Origin of the sequence: Croceicoccus estronivorus, assembly GCF_001625325.1 — a bacterium.
GTDB lineage: Bacteria > Pseudomonadota > Alphaproteobacteria > Sphingomonadales > Sphingomonadaceae > Caenibius > Caenibius estronivorus.
In genome coordinates this window covers 58,805-72,390 of record NZ_JRQQ01000010.1, presented here as the reverse complement: position 1 = coordinate 72,390, position 13,586 = coordinate 58,805, and the positions used below count along the sequence as shown (strand labels likewise).

Here is a 13,586-nt window from a genome sequence, read left to right as displayed (position 1 = left end):
GGCATGCGCAAATTCCGTTTCAAATGGCTGGCGGCAGGTCTGGCCATTGCTGCGTTTACGGGCAGCCAGGCACAGGCTGAACCTGCAGCACTCTATCATGGTGGCCCCATCATCACGATGGATGGCGACAGTCCGGAAACTGTCGAAGCTGTCGTGGTGCGCGACGGATTAATTGCATTCGCCGGGCCGGAAGCGAAGGCGCGCACACTTGCCGGGGCCGATGCCATCGACCGGGATCTGCATGGTGCGACCATGTTGCCCGGTTTCATAGATGCTCATTCCCATTTCACCGCAGCGCTGCAGGGGGCCAACACGCTCGACCTTTCCGACCCGCCAGTGAAAGATATCCCAGGCCTGCTCGATGCCCTGCACGCCTATGTCGCAGCCAGGGACATTCCCGAGGGTGGATGGGTCATCGCCACGCAATACGATCAGGAGGAATTGTCCGAACGGCGTCAGGTCACGCGTGCCGAACTCGATGCAGCGCTGCCGGGCCGCAAAGTGGTCCTGCTGCACATATCCGGACATGGCCTGGTCGCGAACAGCACTGCACTGGCTGCAGCAGGGATCGACGAAACGACAGCAGTGCCCCCCGGTGGGATGATCCTGAAGGATGAGCAAGGGCAATTGACCGGGGCCTTGTTCGAGAGCGCCTCCTTCCTCCTGTTCCCGGTTATGCCGCAACCCACGGAGGAGGAGAAACTCGCCGCGCTCGACGCCGCGCAAATGCGTTATGCCCGCGAAGGCTATACCCATGCTCAGGACGGGGCGACGCAGGCGTCAGACCTCCCCTTCTTCCTTTCCGAAGCAGCTGGCGAACACATGTTCATCGATCTCGCCCTGTTGCCATTCTATACGCAGCTTGACGATCTGCTCAGCCGCGATGACCTGCAATTCGGTTCCTATCGCGGACATGTAAAACTGCAGGGCATCAAGTTCATTCTCGATGGATCGCCGCAGGCCCGCACTGCCTATTTCACGCGCGACTATGCCAATGGCAGTCCGGCAGGGCATCATCCCTGGCACGGACAGCCTGTTGTCGACGAGGAAACCTTCACCCGCCTCGCCCGCAAGGTAAACGATCGCGGATGGCAGATATTTGCGCACGCCAATGGCGATGCAGCCATCGACATGGCAATTCACGCCTTTGACGCGCTTGGCATCGTGGCCGGGGATGATCGACGGCCCATCGTCATCCATTCCCAGTTCCAGCGGCCCGAGCAATTGGCCGATTATGCCCGGATTGGCGTCGGGCCCGCCTATTTCACCAATCACACCTATTTCTGGGCCGACGTACACCGCAGCAATTTCGGCAAGGAGGTGGTCGACTTCATCAGCCCGCTGCGCGCGGCAAAGGCCGCCGGCCTCCACCCATCCAACCACAGCGACTTTCCGGTTACGCCGCTGGATACCCGGCTGATGATGTGGACATCGATGGCCCGCGTGTCGAAATCGGGTGTGGTAAGCGGCCCGGACCAGCGGGTATCCGCATATGCCGCTCTGCAAGCGCTGACGACCGGCCCTGCCTGGCAAATCTTCGAGGAAAACCGCAAGGGTCGCATTCACGCGGGGCTACTTGCCGATTTCGTTGTTCTGGACCGCAACCCCCTGGAAACGCCAACAGATGCCATCCGTGACATTGCCGTACTCGAAACGATCAAGGAAGGGCGCACCATCTGGTCGAGGAACTGAATTTCCAGCACCGCGCCTGTTTCGATGGCCCGCCCCTTTCTGAAGGAAAATGGCACCCGGCACCCGCCTCGTCGGAACAGAGCCACGTTCTGACTGTTGGAGGAATGAGATAAAGCTGGAGATTTTACGTTGCCTTATGCCGATATCCTGCGTGAGCAGGTAGATGCGATGTCCCATGCCCTGATCGCCGCCATCCCGGGAATCGCCATCGCGATATGTGTTCTGTTGCTGACATGGCTGGTGTCCCGGGCAGCCGTCCGCATCACCTCACGGATTACCAACCGGACTTCGCTGAGGCAGGATCTCAGGCAATTGAGTGAGACGCTGGTGCGGCTTGGCATCTGGCTTATCGGATTGATGATCGCAGCCGCCATCGTCATGCCTGGGCTGACACCCGCCAGTCTTGTCGCCGGGCTGGGTATTGGCGCCGTCGCGATCGGCTTCGCGTTTCAGGACATCTTCGAAAACTTCCTCGCCGGCGTTCTGATCATGCTGCGGGAAAAGATGCAGATCGGCGATGCTGTCGAAGTGGACGGCATTCTGGGCAAGGTCGAACGGATTACCTTGCGGGAAACCCACATCCGGCAGTTTTCCAACGAGCTGACCATTCTTCCGAATTCCACAATCTTCAAGAACCCGGTGAAAATCCTGACCGACGCCCCCATTCGCCGGAACGAGATCGTAGTCGGCGTCTCGTACGATACCGATCTCGCGAAAGCCGAAAGTACCATCCGCAAGGCATTGGACAGGCTCTCATCCATAGAGCAGCAGCGGGGCATCGACATATATGCCCAGGAATTCAATTCGAGCTCGATCGACTTCCTCGTGCGTTGGTGGACCGATACCGGCAAGAACGACTTTCTCGGCGTCAAGAGCGAGGTGGTCTTCACAGTGAAGCAGGCACTGGACGATGCGGGGATCGAGATTCCTTTCCCCTATGTCACGCATACCTTCAAAGACGATGTTCCGGTTTCCCTGCCGGCCGCCAACGCGGCCTGAGCCAAAGGCGAGGCCTCAGGCCTCCGTGGAAGGTGGTTAACCCACCTTCCACTTGTAAAGCAGCGGTGCTTCGCGAAAGGCGAAACGGTCAAGATGGCGTTCGATCACGTCCTGCAAACGCAGGACCGTCTCTTGATCGTCGGCTACGAGTTTGACCCGTATCGCATCATTACCCGCTTCCATGGTGGCCACAGCGTCGGGAAACCGGACCACGCCGGTCTGCCCTTCCTGTTCGACATCCAGTTTGTGCGACCAGTGCTTGCAGAGTTGCCGAATGTATTTCCCACCATTGGCGGTGCTGACCATTGCGATCGCTGTTGTCATGTTTCGATCCTCTCGATCTGGCGCGCCGCCTGATCGATCAGGTCCGCGACCTGCAACACCGTGTCTCGCCCAGCATTTTCCTGCGACAAGCGGTCAAAAATCGCGGTCTTGAGATTCTGCATTGCCCGTTTGACAGGCGCTGCATCGGTGCGTTCCCTCATTTCCGCCAGAGCCGCCAGCCGCGCCTCGACCGCCGCCACTTCGTCCGCATGTGCCGCGACGTGCCCCTCACCTTCTCCGGTGGCGGCGTAACTCTTGCGAGCGCCTTCGTCAGCGGCAACCGCAATCAAACCTGCTTCTTCCATGAAGGTCAGGGCAGGATATACCACGCCCGGGCTGGGCGAATATCCTCCGTGAGAACGCGCCTCGATTTCGCGGATCATTTCATATCCGTGCCGCGCCTGATTTACGGTCAGGCTCAGCAGCAACAATTGCAACTCGCCCTGATCGAACAAACGCCGTCGCCGACGTCTCCGGTTGCCAAATCCATCTTCATGATGGTGCAGGCCTCTTCCGCCGTGATGAGGCTCCAAGGCTTCCTGTGCCCCACCGTGTCCGCGATGCCGACCCCGGCCATGGGCATGGCCATTTCCTGATCTCACAAAATATCTCCAGACCATTTCAAGTTCGTCTAAGATATATCTTGTAAGTTATTTTGCAAGACCCGAGCATGAATCGCGCTCGCTGCGACGGAATCGAGATCATGTCTGGGTAAAATGCGCTCCAGCCGGCGCTGTCGCCTTGCCCACCGCTACCTGCCCGTCCTAACGCAAGGATATGGCCGCACCGCGTCCTTCCCCCCTGCCCCTGGGCGCACTCCATGCCAGCCATGGCGGTTGTTGGCTGCGCGATAGTGACGGAAGGACGCGCGGTCTGGGTAAAGGCGAAGCCATCATGGCCTCGGCCGATACCCCGTTGCTGATGCTCAATGCGCCTCTGGTGGCAACCCGCCTGGGATATCCCGACCTTTCCGGTCTCGACCTTCTGGAACTGTTCGCATTCGTTCATCCTGCGCGCTTTTGCGTGCCCACACCCAAAGGTCTCGCAACCGCATTGGGGCTGGCACCGCCTGCCAGCGACGATGCGGTGCCCGAACTGCTGCAACACGCGGCTGGCAAATTGCTGGAAACCTGTGAAAGCTCCAACTGGGCAGAGCGCGAAGGCGCTTGGAGCGCACTGCAATCCCTTTCCCGTCTGCGCTGGCCCTGGGCCCAGGTAATCGCCCCTCATATCAAGCAGCCCCCACGGGCCGAACGGTGGCTGTTCACCCGTCTCCCGGAATGGGAGGAGGCCCCTGACAGGCCCCAACCCGGACAGATCGTACTTGATCCCGAAGCCATCGACGCAAGACTGGCATTCCTGACCGGCGCAGGCGCCGAACAACGCCCCGGCCAGCAAGCCTACGCGCGCGAGGCAGGTCATACGTTTGCCCCGCGGCAGCAGCCGGGCCTCCCCCATGTATTGCTGGCCCAGGCGGGCACCGGGACCGGCAAGACGCTGGGATATCTGGCACCGGCATCCCTATGGGCCGAGCAATCTGGCGGAACGATCTGGGTTTCCACCTATACTAAGAATCTGCAACGTCAGCTCCGCCGCGAAAGCCGCCGCGTATGGCCTGATACGTCGACGGAAGGCAGCGTTGCATCCGGCAATAGGCAGCGAGTGGTAGTGCGCAAGGGGCGGGAAAATTACCTTTGCCTGCTCAATCTCGAAGACGCGCTGCAAGGGGGGTTCAGCGGACGTCCGGCCATCATGGCGCAATTGATTGCCCGTTGGGCTGCCTATACGCAGGACGGGGACATGATCGGCGGTGACCTGCCGGGATGGCTCGGAACACTGTTTCGCCAGCGAGGGATCAAGGCGCTGACCGATCAACGCGGCGAATGCGTCTATGCCGGATGCCCCCACTATCGGAAGTGCTTTATCGAACGCTCCGCTCGTGCTTCGGCCCAGGCAGATCTGGTCATCGCCAATCATGCCCTGGTGATGGTCAATGCCGCACGCGGACGCGATCATGCCCAGCGTCCGACACGCATCGTATTCGACGAAGGCCATCACGTATTCGAGGCAGCCGATTCAACGTTTTCCGCCGCATTGACCGGTAGTGAGACGATTGAATTAAGGCGCTGGGTCATCGGGCCCGAGCGTGGCTCCAAGGGGCGGCGGCGGGGTCTTGCCGCCCGGCTGGCCGATGTCTCCTCTTACGACGAACAAGGGGCCAAGGCGATCGCCGCCGCGCGCGAGGCCGCAGAAGCGCTGCCCGCTGACGGATGGCTGCAACGCCTGCATGACGAGGCACCTTCAGGGCCGCTGGAAACCCTGCTCGGCGCGGTACGTTCGCTCACCTACGCCCGCGACGAAAGCGGCGGGCAAGAGGCGGGATACGGTATCGAAACCGAAGCGGCTCAACTGGATGGCAACTTCGTCGAACTCGCCGGGCAAGCGCAAGCTGCACTGGCCGAACTGCGCCATCCGCTGATGAAGTTGTCCAATCGGCTGGAAGCTCTGTTGGAGGAACCGCCCGACTGGCTCGACGGATTGGGCCGCGCACGGATCGAGGGTGCCCGCCATTCGCTCGGCTGGCGGATCGACCTGATTGCCGCCTGGGAGGCATTGCTTGACCGTCTGGGTGGACCGGTTGACCCGGATTTCGTCGACTGGCTCGCAGTCGACCGGTCCGAGGCCCGGGAATACGACACCGGCATTCACCGCCGGTGGCTCGATCCAATGAAGCCTTTTGCGCGCGTGGTGCTCGAACCCTCACACGGCGTGATGCTCACAAGTGCAACTCTGACGGACCGCAGCGGGCACGAGGATGACGACTGGGAAACTGCCATAGCCCGGTCTGGTGCCGCGCATATCGATGTCGCGCCGCGCCTGTGCATGGCAGAAAGCCCATTCGATTATTCGAACCAGGCCGAGGTTCTGATTGTCACCGACGTGAAGCGAGGCGACATACCTGCGCTGGCGGGGGCCTATGCCCGCCTTATCGAAGCGGCTGAAGGCGGAGTCCTGGGGCTGTTCACCGCTATTCGGCGACTGCGCGCAGTGTATGGACGAATTGCAGATCATCTCGCCCGCGCCGGATTGCCGCTCTATGCCCAGCATGTCGATCCGATCGACACGGGCACACTGGTCGATATCTTTCGCGACGATCCCCATGCATCCCTGCTCGGCACCGATGCTCTCCGCGATGGAGTCGATGTCCCCGGTCATTCACTGCGTTGTGTCGTGATGGAGCAGGTTCCGTGGCCCAAACCGGGCATCCTTCACCGTGCGCGCCGCGCGATGAATGGCGGATCATCGTATGACGATCGCATTATCAGGGCCAGACTGGCGCAAGGTTTTGGCCGTTTGATCCGCAGCAGGGAAGATCGGGGGCATTTCGTCGTCCTGTCCGCGGCGTTCCCCAGCCGTCTGCTCACCGCTTTCCCCAAGGGCACACCTGTCATAAGACTGACACTGGATGAGGCTTTACAACGCATCGCCTCCAGTGTTTCCTTGGACCGAACGACGGAACCCGAAACACCGGACACACAAGACGCCGGGAACAAAGGATGATGGCAAGGGCGTGAAACGGCTCGGACTTTTTCGGCATGCGAAATCCTCATGGGAGGACATGGATCTACGCGACTTCGACCGCGCGCTGAACAAGCGTGGACGCAGAGGAGCCACGTTGATGGGCCAGCATATTGGCGAACACGGTGTCCCTTGGGACATTCTGATTGCGAGCCCCGCCGTTCGTGTGCGCGAAACGCTGGAAAGTGCGATTCCCGCCATGGCCAGCCCGCCGCCCGTCACATGGGATGAACGTCTCTATCTCGCCAATGTCCCGACGATGCTCGACGTCCTGCGCCATGTCGAAGGGCAGCCTGCCAACATCATTCTCGCTGCACACAACCCCGGATTGCAGGACATGCTGTTCGAGCTGATTCCGGAATCGGCGCAGGATGCCAAATTCGACGAAGCCGTCCGGAAATTTCCTACGGCAGCCTTTGCCGTTATCGAACTCGATATAGACGACTGGGCAGATATCGAACGCGGTTGTGGCCGGATGGTCCACTTTGCCCGCCCGCGCGACCTCGACCCAACTCTCGGCCCTGAAGAGGTGCCGTAACGCAGGCTTGTGCGTTATGCGTCCAATGCCGAAGCCAGCTGCTCACGCAATACCCGCAAGCGCGGCAGCAGGTCGGCTGCCGTAAGTTCGGGAGCCTCGATCTCCTCGGCAACACCAGATGCGAGCGCCTTCTTCGCGCCTTTCAGTGTGTACCCTTCCCGGTTCACGAGGCGGTCTATAGTAGAGATGAGGTCGATATCGGCCGCGCGATAATAGCGGCGTCCGCCACTACGCTTGACCGGTTTAAGCATTGGAAATTGCTGTTCCCAATACCGCAGGACATGCGGCGCAATTCCCAATGCTTTCGCAACTTCGCCGATCGTACGTAAAGCCCCTGCATCCTTGCCATCGGCAAAGCGCAGGTCGACAGGACTGTTCATCCTTCGAATATCCTGTCTTTCAGGATCTGGCTGGCGCGAAAGGTCAGCACGCGCCGTGGCGTGATCGGCACTTCTACGCCGGTCTTCGGATTGCGACCGATGCGCTGTTTCTTGTCGCGCAGGATGAAAGTGCCAAAACCAGAGATTTTTACATTCTCGCCATGAGCCATGGCGTCGCTCATCCGATCGAGAATCGACTCGACGAGAGCAAGAGATTCCGCGCGCGACAGGCCGATCTTACGATTGATCGCCTCTGCCAGATCAGCGCGAGTGAGCGTACCCACCGAACGCATCATGTGGCCGTCCCCTCTATAAATTGTGCGAACGCTATAAACTCCCCGAATCAGAAGACTACGCGTTTCACACGATTTATCAATGCCGAAGGAACAGTAATTGCAATCCTGGGTCTTAACAGGACCGAACGGGCCCGATTTGGGACATTTCGCGCTTTAGGCTGTAATTACAGCCGAACGAGGCTCGCCCCCCAGGTAAAGCCGCCGCCCATTGCCTCCAATACAACCAGATCGCCGGGCTTGATCCGCCCGTCCCGGACCGCGACATCGAAAGCGAGCGGAACCGATGCAGCAGACGTATTCGCGTGCGATTCCACGGTCTTGATGACCTTTTCCGCCGGAAGGCCAAGTTTCTTTGCCGTCGCATCGAGAATGCGCGCATTTGCCTGGTGCGGCACGACCCAGTCAATATCGGCGGGGGTCAGCCCGGCTTCGCCAAGTACTTCGTTCAGCACTTCCGCCAGATTGACCACGGCATGACGAAAAACTTCGCGACCTTTCATCCGCAATTTGCCGACAGTCTGCGTGGTTGACGGGCCACCGTCGACATAGAGCAGCTGATTATGCTCACCGTCGGCATGCAGTCTGGTGACAAGAATGCCCGGCCCGTCCTCGGCCACGTCAGCGGCTTCGAGAACCATCGCCCCTGCCCCGTCGCCGAACAACACACAGGTCGTGCGATCCTCCCAGTCCAGTATGCGGCTGAATGTTTCCGCGCCGATCACAAGCGCTCGCTTCGCCATACCCGTGCGAAGCATCGAATCGGCTACACCGAGAGCATACAGGAAGCCGGAACAAACCGCCGCAACGTCGAACGCCGTCCCCCCATTGCAGCCAAGCGCATCCTGCACGCGAGTCGCAGTGGCAGGAAATGTCTGGTCGGGCGTTGCCGTGGCAAGCACGATAAGATCGATGCTGGCAGGCTCCATCCCTGCGGCTTCTATGGCCTTGCGCCCTGCCTCAATCGCGAGGGAAGACGTCGTTTCATCGTCATCCGCGATGTAGCGTTGGCGAATACCCGTCCGCTCGACGATCCATTCATCACTCGTGTCCACCCGACCGGCAAGGTCGGCATTGGTCACCAAGCGCTTCGGCAAGGCCGAACCGCTTCCACGGACAACTGAACGGATCACTTTGCGACCTCTCCCTGTACCTCTGCGCCTGCGAAGGCCTGTGCATTTACGGTTCCGGTACCGAGTTCCGCAAGATCGGCGATGATCCGCTCCGTCAGGTTTTCCTCCAGCAAGCGGGCCGTAACAGCCACGGCATTAGCCACGCCTGCCGCATTGGCACTCCCGTGGCTTTTCACCACAATGCCATTCAAACCCAGGAAAACTGCCCCATTGTGATTGTTGGGATCAAGATGATGGCGGATAAGCTCGGTGGCTGGGCGCGAGATCAGGAAACCGAATTTCGATCTCAGCGAGCTGGTAAAGCTACGTTTGAGCAAATCGCCGACGAACCGGGCCGCTCCTTCGATGGCCTTGAGCGCGATATTGCCGGAAAAGCCATCCGTAACGACCACCTCGACATCACCGCGGGTAATCTTGTCCGCTTCGACGAAACCTTCGAATTGCAGCGACAGCCCGCTCACCTCGCGCAATTGCGCGGCAGCCTGCTGCAATTGATCGGTACCCTTGATCTCTTCTGTTCCGATGTTCAGCAACCGAACACGCGGCGCATCCAGACCAGTAATGATCCGGGAATAAGCGGCACCCATGACTGCAAATTGCAGGAGATTGCGCGCATCACACTCGGTATTCGCACCGAGATCGAGCATGATCACGTCATTCTCGCCCAGAGTTGGAATACGGGCTGCCAAAGCTGGCCGATCAATCCCCGGCATAGTGCGCAAGGCCAATTTGGCCATTGCCATCAAAGCGCCGGTGTTACCCGCGCTGACGGCCGCGCCCGCATCCCCCTGCTTCACGGCATTGATCGCGAGCCCCATTGAGGTGGTCTTCGCCCGCCTCAATGCCTGCGTCGGCTTCTCCTCGCCCGAAACGACATCCTCCGCATGAAGGATTTCGGACGCGGCATACATGTTTGGATGCTTTTCGAGCGCGCGCTTGATTCGCGCCTCGTCCCCGACAAGCAGGAACTTGAACTGATCATGGTGGCGGCGGGCAAGCGCCGCGCCTTCAACCATAACGCGCACGCCATCGTCTCCGCCCATCGCGTCAACAGCGATACGCGGCAAACTCATGACGGACATCTCCGGCTAAAGGGGCTTAGAGCCCCACCGCAACAATTTCGCGCCCGTTATAATGACCGCAATGCGAGCAGAGGTTGTGGGGGCGCTTCAGCTCACCACAATTGGAGCATTCATGGAATGCTTCGACCTTGAGTGCATCATGGGCACGACGGTTGCCCCGGCGGTGAGGCGAAACTTTTCTTTTGGGGACAGCCATTGCGGCACCTGTTCCTGCAATATCAAATTGTTTGAAGCCGCCCTAAGCGAAGCCCCGGTGATGCACAAGCCCAAGTCGTGGCCCGCACATCGCAGCGGTTTCATACGGCGGCGAAGGCGCGGCCTATAGCGATTTTCACGAGCGTTGCAAGCACAGGCTCACCCTTGCTAGCACTCCGCACGCAACAGGGAGAGGCAGCAATCATGATTCTGGCAACCACGTTAACTGCGGCAGCCGCTGCCGCGCTCATCAATATGTGGCTAATGTTCCGGTGCGGCAGTGTTCGCGCAAACGCAAAGATTATCCACGGTGACGGCGGCAATCCTCTGATGCTGAAACGCATGCGGGCCCATGCCAACTTCATTGAAAGTACCCCGCTGGTGCTGATTCTCGCAGGTGCGATCGAAATTGCCGGGAAAGGCGGAATCTGGTTGCCGCTTGTTGTGGGCGCGTTCCTGTTGGCGCGCGTGGGCCATGCGATCGGGATGGACGGAGACACCGCCAACCCGCTGCGTGCAGCAGGCGCCGCGATTACCTTTGCAGTTCTGCTGGGCCTGGCCGTAGTCGCCGTGCTGATCGCACTCGGAAAATTCTGATCAGGCAAGATTGGGGAAACCGGCCCATGATCGAACGGGCCGGTTTCATTTACCCGACTACCGCATCCCCCACGAAGGGATTGGTTCGCCGTTCCTGACCAAACGTACTGACTGCGCCATGGCCGGGGATAAATGTCACGTCCTTGCCAAGCGGCCACAGCTTTTTCGTGATCGAATCGATCAGGTCCTGATGGTTGCCAAGCGGAAAGTCCGTTCGTCCGATAGAACCCTGAAACAGCACATCGCCCACAATCGCAAAATGGCTGGGCTCATGATAAAAAACGACATGGCCCGGGGTGTGTCCAGGGCAATGAATCACGTCCAGGGTCAATTCCCCGACAGTTACCTTGTCACCGTCCTTCAGCCAACGATCCGGTTCGAACACTTCCCCGTGCATGCCATATTGTGCACCGTCGTCGCCAAGCCGGGCGATCCAGAAGCGATCTGCCTCATCCGGCCCCTCGATCGGCAGGCTAAGTTCTTTTGCAAGTATGCCGGTCTGCCCGCAATGGTCGAGATGGCCATGCGTGACGAGCAGCTTTTCAAGCGTAACGCCCGCCTTCTCGACCGCTGCCTTGAGCCGATCCAGATCGCCCCCGGCATCGATCAATGCGCCTTTCATCGTCTTTGTACACCAGATGAGAGAGCAGTTCTGCTGTAACGGAGTAACGGGAATAATGGCCGCGCGCATCGGCGGCATTCCGGTTTGAGTGCTTTTGTCAGACATGATCGCGATGTGGCGGCGGGAGGGCCCGAATGCAAGCGCTTCAACCCGGCACACCCATTCGAATCCTTAGCCTAAAGCGAAGCCATGAACGCCGCCGCGGCCCGCCCCAGCCGACGAGCGCGATGGGTGACCATTGTGAAATCACGCTCGGCAAGTGGGCAGTCCAGCCTCTGGATCAAACCGGCGGCCACGCGCGGCGCGGCAGCCATGTCCGACACCCCGGCGATCAGATCCCCTGCCCTCGCAGCCTCAAGCAGCGCATCATTCGACGGAAATTCCATCCGGATATCCAGTGTGTCTTCTGCGATTCCCAGCTTTGCCAACCCGGCCATCATACTTTCGCGCGTGCCAGACCCAGGCTCCCGCAGCGCCCATGAGGTAGTTTCCAAGTCTGCTTTGGATACCTTGCAGCCTGCCAGCCTGTGCCCCGGAGCGACATACAAACCGATTCGATCATGGCCTACGACCCTGCGGGCGAGAATCGGTTCATCCACGAAACCCTCGACAAAACCAAGATCAGCCTCTCCGCCAAGCACTCGCGCGACTGCCTGCGCAGTATTGCCCGTCACCAGATCCAGCCGAATGCCCGGATTATCCCCCGCGAATCGCGCCATACGTTCGGGCAGCCAATAGTTCGCCACAGTCTGGCTGGCCGCGATACGCACTTCTCCACGGGTAAGATCGGCGAGATCGACCAGAACACGTTGCGCCGCTTCCGCACGGGCCAGCACTTCCCGCGCTTCCGGCAAGAACAACTTGCCTGCTTCGGTCAATTCCAGCCTCCGCCCCACCCGATCGAAAAGCCGGGTGTCGTGCCGTTCTTCGAGCGCCGCGACTGCCGCACTGACGGCAGGTTGCGTCAAGTTCAGTCGTTCTGCCGCGCGCGTCATGCTGAGCGCTTCCGCAACAGCAACGAAAATACGGAGTTGATCCAACGTCATTTGATAAGAATTACTTATTAAATATCAAAATTCAATCAATTGGATTTTTTATAGTGCCGGCCGCAGATTCGGGGAATGACATTGTCCCTGTCTCTCCGCGCCCATGTGCCAGGCCTGATGTTATGCGCAGCAACGGCTCTGACTGCGCTGTTGCTGGAACACCTCGAACGCCTGCTCCTTGGCCGCACAGCATTCGAGGCATTGGTGCTGGCAATCGTGCTCGGGGCTATCATACGAACAATCTGGACCCCACCGCGCATCTATGATGCGGGCATCAAGTGCGCGGCCAAGACGATGCTGGAAATTGCGGTCGCGCTAATGGGAGCGACAGTCAGCTTCGGCACCATGGCGGCAGCTGGCTTGCCACTCTTACTGTCGATCATTGCCACCGTCATTGGCGCTATTCTGGCGAGCTATCTTGTCGGTCGCGTGATCGGTCTGCCGGGCAAAATGGCGATGTTGATCGCCTGCGGGAATGCGATCTGCGGCAACTCCGCCATCGCGGCCGTTGCCCCTGTAATCGATGCGGACAGCGACGATGTTGCGACTGCCATCGCGTTCACTGCAGTGCTTGGTATCGGCGTCATCATCGCACTGCCCATCGCGACCACACACTTGCACCTAAGTCCGGCCGCCGGGGGTATGCTGGCCGGTCTCACCGTCTACGCAGTCCCCCAGGTTCTCGCCGCTGCAGGTCCAATGGGCTCAACCGCGGTTCAGGCCGGTACATTGGTCAAACTGGTCCGGGTTTTGATGTTGGGCCCTGTCGTAGCAGGGCTATCGTTGTTTATGGCGCGGCGCACCGCGAGAACCGGACCGGCCAGTAAAGGCGGTACACTTCTAAACCTTCTGCCGCCCTTTATTCTTGCGTTCCTTGGCCTTGCCGGGCTCCGTTCGATCGGCGTCCTGCCGCATACGGTCGCCATATCGGCCCATCATGCGAGTGAGATCCTGACTGTGCTGGCCATGGCCGGGCTCGGCCTGGGCGTCGACCTGCGTGACATTACAGCCGCCGGCCCCCGCGTGGTTGTGGCGGTAGCGGTTTCTCTGCTCCTGCTCGCCGTGACCGCCCTGCTCATGCTCAAAATCAGCGGATTGGCCTGACT

Annotated in this window: 16 protein-coding genes; 7 read left to right on the top strand and 9 right to left on the bottom strand. The window is 59.9% G+C overall.

From position 1 onward, the window contains the following. Positions 1–3: 3 nt before the first annotated feature. On the top strand, positions 4–1,692 hold the full coding sequence (locus MB02_RS15040; RefSeq protein WP_082826239.1) for an amidohydrolase: 1,689 nt from the start codon (positions 4–6) through the stop codon (positions 1,690–1,692). Positions 1,693–1,821: 129 nt separating this feature from the next. After that, the gene (locus MB02_RS15035; protein ID WP_067539509.1) at positions 1,822–2,691 is read left to right on the top strand and encodes a mechanosensitive ion channel family protein; all 870 of its coding nucleotides are present in this window, start codon (positions 1,822–1,824) and stop codon (positions 2,689–2,691) included. A 36-nt stretch (positions 2,692–2,727) separates the two neighbouring features. On the opposite strand, the gene MB02_RS15030 is transcribed toward MB02_RS15035, so the two are convergent. Further along, the gene (locus MB02_RS15030; protein WP_067539507.1) at positions 2,728–3,015 is read right to left on the bottom strand and encodes a DUF2218 domain-containing protein; all 288 of its coding nucleotides are present in this window, start codon (positions 3,013–3,015) and stop codon (positions 2,728–2,730) included. After that, a complete protein-coding gene (locus tag MB02_RS18030) occupies positions 3,012–3,398 on the bottom strand; it encodes a PadR family transcriptional regulator (RefSeq protein WP_235829539.1) in 387 nt (128 codons plus the stop codon). The genes MB02_RS15030 and MB02_RS18030 overlap by 4 nt, the downstream gene beginning before the upstream one ends. Positions 3,399–3,407: 9 nt before the next feature. Here MB02_RS18030 and MB02_RS18025 point away from each other — a divergent pair, with 9 nt between their 5' ends. The 3 genes from MB02_RS18025 to MB02_RS15015 all read left to right on the top strand — a co-directional run bounded on the left by MB02_RS18025 (position 3,408) and on the right by MB02_RS15015 (position 7,132). Then, positions 3,408–3,611, top strand: a complete 204-nt coding sequence (locus MB02_RS18025) for a hypothetical protein (RefSeq protein WP_235829538.1) — start codon at positions 3,408–3,410, stop codon at positions 3,609–3,611. 181 nt (positions 3,612–3,792) lie between these two features. After that, positions 3,793–6,576, top strand: a complete 2,784-nt coding sequence (locus tag MB02_RS15020) for an ATP-dependent DNA helicase (protein WP_067539501.1) — start codon at positions 3,793–3,795, stop codon at positions 6,574–6,576. A gap of 10 nt (positions 6,577–6,586) precedes the next feature. After that, the gene (locus MB02_RS15015) at positions 6,587–7,132 is read left to right on the top strand and encodes a SixA phosphatase family protein (protein ID WP_067539498.1); all 546 of its coding nucleotides are present in this window, start codon (positions 6,587–6,589) and stop codon (positions 7,130–7,132) included. Positions 7,133–7,146: 14 nt separating this feature from the next. On the opposite strand, the gene MB02_RS15010 is transcribed toward MB02_RS15015, so the two are convergent. From MB02_RS15010 to rpmF, 5 genes are all read right to left on the bottom strand, one after another. Further along, positions 7,147–7,512 carry a MerR family transcriptional regulator gene (locus MB02_RS15010; RefSeq protein WP_067539495.1) on the bottom strand — a complete coding sequence of 122 codons (366 nt, stop codon included), beginning with the start codon at positions 7,510–7,512 and terminating at the stop codon, positions 7,147–7,149. Next, entirely contained in the window at positions 7,509–7,805 is a 297-nt protein-coding gene (locus MB02_RS15005) for an integration host factor subunit alpha (protein WP_456236278.1), read from the bottom strand. Before MB02_RS15005 ends, MB02_RS15010 begins: the two co-directional genes overlap by 4 nt. A 167-nt stretch (positions 7,806–7,972) precedes the next feature. Further along, the gene (locus MB02_RS15000) at positions 7,973–8,938 is read right to left on the bottom strand and encodes a beta-ketoacyl-ACP synthase III (RefSeq protein WP_067539489.1); all 966 of its coding nucleotides are present in this window, start codon (positions 8,936–8,938) and stop codon (positions 7,973–7,975) included. Further along, positions 8,935–10,011 carry a phosphate acyltransferase PlsX gene (gene plsX / locus MB02_RS14995; RefSeq protein ID WP_067539811.1) on the bottom strand — a complete coding sequence of 359 codons (1,077 nt, stop codon included), beginning with the start codon at positions 10,009–10,011 and terminating at the stop codon, positions 8,935–8,937. Before plsX ends, MB02_RS15000 begins: the two co-directional genes overlap by 4 nt. A 25-nt stretch (positions 10,012–10,036) precedes the next feature. Continuing rightward, complete coding sequence (gene rpmF / locus MB02_RS17520; protein ID WP_082826238.1) at positions 10,037–10,216, bottom strand: 50S ribosomal protein L32; 180 nt, start codon at positions 10,214–10,216, stop codon at positions 10,037–10,039. 203 nt (positions 10,217–10,419) lie between these two features. Here rpmF and MB02_RS14985 point away from each other — a divergent pair, with 203 nt between their 5' ends. Further along, positions 10,420–10,812 (top strand): MAPEG family protein, encoded by a 393-nt coding sequence (locus tag MB02_RS14985; protein ID WP_067539482.1) that lies wholly within the window; start codon positions 10,420–10,422, stop codon positions 10,810–10,812. A gap of 49 nt (positions 10,813–10,861) precedes the next feature. Here MB02_RS14985 and MB02_RS14980 read toward each other — a convergent pair whose 3' ends face one another. Both MB02_RS14980 and MB02_RS14975 read right to left on the bottom strand, forming a co-directional pair. After that, positions 10,862–11,539 (bottom strand): MBL fold metallo-hydrolase, encoded by a 678-nt coding sequence (locus MB02_RS14980; RefSeq protein ID WP_328585426.1) that lies wholly within the window; start codon positions 11,537–11,539, stop codon positions 10,862–10,864. A gap of 71 nt (positions 11,540–11,610) precedes the next feature. Next, a complete protein-coding gene (locus tag MB02_RS14975; RefSeq protein ID WP_067539480.1) occupies positions 11,611–12,480 on the bottom strand; it encodes a LysR family transcriptional regulator in 870 nt (289 codons plus the stop codon). A 75-nt stretch (positions 12,481–12,555) separates the two neighbouring features. On the opposite strand from MB02_RS14975, the gene MB02_RS14970 reads away from it, so the two are divergent. After that, positions 12,556–13,584 (top strand): YeiH family protein, encoded by a 1,029-nt coding sequence (locus MB02_RS14970; protein ID WP_067539477.1) that lies wholly within the window; start codon positions 12,556–12,558, stop codon positions 13,582–13,584. The last annotated feature ends 2 nt before the right edge of the window (positions 13,585–13,586 follow it).

Excerpts from the sequence above, each read along its gene's own strand:
- MB02_RS14980 (WP_328585426.1), bottom strand. The coding sequence starts at position 11,539 with ATGTCTGACAAAAGCACTCAAACCGGAATGCCGCCGATGCGCGCGGCC.
- rpmF (WP_082826238.1), bottom strand. The coding sequence starts at position 10,216 with ATGGCTGTCCCCAAAAGAAAAGTTTCGCCTCACCGCCGGGGCAACCGT.
- MB02_RS15040 (WP_082826239.1), top strand. The coding sequence starts at position 4 with ATGCGCAAATTCCGTTTCAAATGGCTGGCGGCAGGTCTGGCCATTGCT.
- MB02_RS15010 (WP_067539495.1), bottom strand. The coding sequence starts at position 7,512 with ATGAACAGTCCTGTCGACCTGCGCTTTGCCGATGGCAAGGATGCAGGG.
- MB02_RS18030 (WP_235829539.1), bottom strand. The coding sequence starts at position 3,398 with ATGATCCGCGAAATCGAGGCGCGTTCTCACGGAGGATATTCGCCCAGC.
- MB02_RS15005 (WP_456236278.1), bottom strand. The coding sequence starts at position 7,805 with ATGCGTTCGGTGGGTACGCTCACTCGCGCTGATCTGGCAGAGGCGATC.
- MB02_RS15030 (WP_067539507.1), bottom strand. The coding sequence starts at position 3,015 with ATGACAACAGCGATCGCAATGGTCAGCACCGCCAATGGTGGGAAATAC.
- MB02_RS14975 (WP_067539480.1), bottom strand. The coding sequence starts at position 12,480 with ATGACGTTGGATCAACTCCGTATTTTCGTTGCTGTTGCGGAAGCGCTC.
- MB02_RS15020 (WP_067539501.1), top strand. The coding sequence starts at position 3,793 with ATGGCCGCACCGCGTCCTTCCCCCCTGCCCCTGGGCGCACTCCATGCC.
- plsX (WP_067539811.1), bottom strand. The coding sequence starts at position 10,011 with ATGAGTTTGCCGCGTATCGCTGTTGACGCGATGGGCGGAGACGATGGC.
- MB02_RS14970 (WP_067539477.1), top strand. The coding sequence starts at position 12,556 with ATGACATTGTCCCTGTCTCTCCGCGCCCATGTGCCAGGCCTGATGTTA.
- MB02_RS14985 (WP_067539482.1), top strand. The coding sequence starts at position 10,420 with ATGATTCTGGCAACCACGTTAACTGCGGCAGCCGCTGCCGCGCTCATC.